This is a genomic window from Mesorhizobium sp. M0587 (genome assembly GCF_040320945.1).
Taxonomy (GTDB): Bacteria; Pseudomonadota; Alphaproteobacteria; order Rhizobiales; family Rhizobiaceae; genus Mesorhizobium.
In genome coordinates, this window is sequence record NZ_JAMYQP010000107.1 from 1 (window position 1) to 818 (window position 818).

1 protein-coding gene is annotated in these 818 nt (G+C 64.8%); it reads left to right on the top strand.

Annotated features, from left to right (window positions below):
* Positions 1 to 818 (top strand): elongation factor Tu (locus tag NKI49_RS33220; RefSeq protein WP_352665160.1); only part of this gene is annotated, 818 nt, incomplete at both ends.

The following is an 818-nucleotide window of genomic DNA, read 5'->3' on the forward strand; positions in this document are numbered from 1 at the left end:
GCCCGTCAGGTCGGCGTGCCGTCGATCGTGGTGTTTTTGAACAAGGTCGACCAGGTCGACGACGCCGAGCTGCTCGAACTGGTCGAGCTCGAGGTTCGCGAGCTTTTGACCAAGAACGAGTTCCCCGGCGACGACATTCCGATCGTCAAGGGTTCGGCGCTGGCCGCCCTGGAAGATTCCGACAAGAAGATCGGCGAGGACGCGATCCGCGAGCTGATGGCGGCGGTCGACGCCTACATCCCGACCCCGGTTCGTCCGCTCGACAAGCCGTTCCTGATGCCGATCGAGGACGTGTTCTCGATCTCGGGCCGTGGCACGGTGGTGACCGGCCGCGTCGAGCGCGGCGTGGTCAAGGTCGGCGAGGAGCTGGAGATCATCGGCATCCGTCCGACGACCAAGACGACCTGCACGGGCGTGGAAATGTTCCGCAAGCTGCTCGATCAGGGCCAGGCCGGCGACAACATCGGCGCGCTGCTGCGCGGCGTCGACCGTGAAGGCGTCGAGCGCGGCCAGGTTCTGGCCAAGCCCGGCACGGTGAAGCCGCACAAGAAGTTCGTGGCCGAAGCCTACATCCTGACCAAGGACGAAGGTGGCCGTCACACGCCGTTCTTCACCAACTACCGTCCGCAGTTCTACTTCCGCACGACCGACGTGACCGGCATCGTGTCGCTGCCGGAAGGCACCGAGATGGTGATGCCCGGCGACAACATCACCGTCGATGTCGAGCTGATCGTGCCGATCGCCATGGAAGAGAAGCTGCGCTTCGCCATCCGTGAAGGCGGCCGCACCGTCGGTGCCGGCATCGTCGTCACCATCAA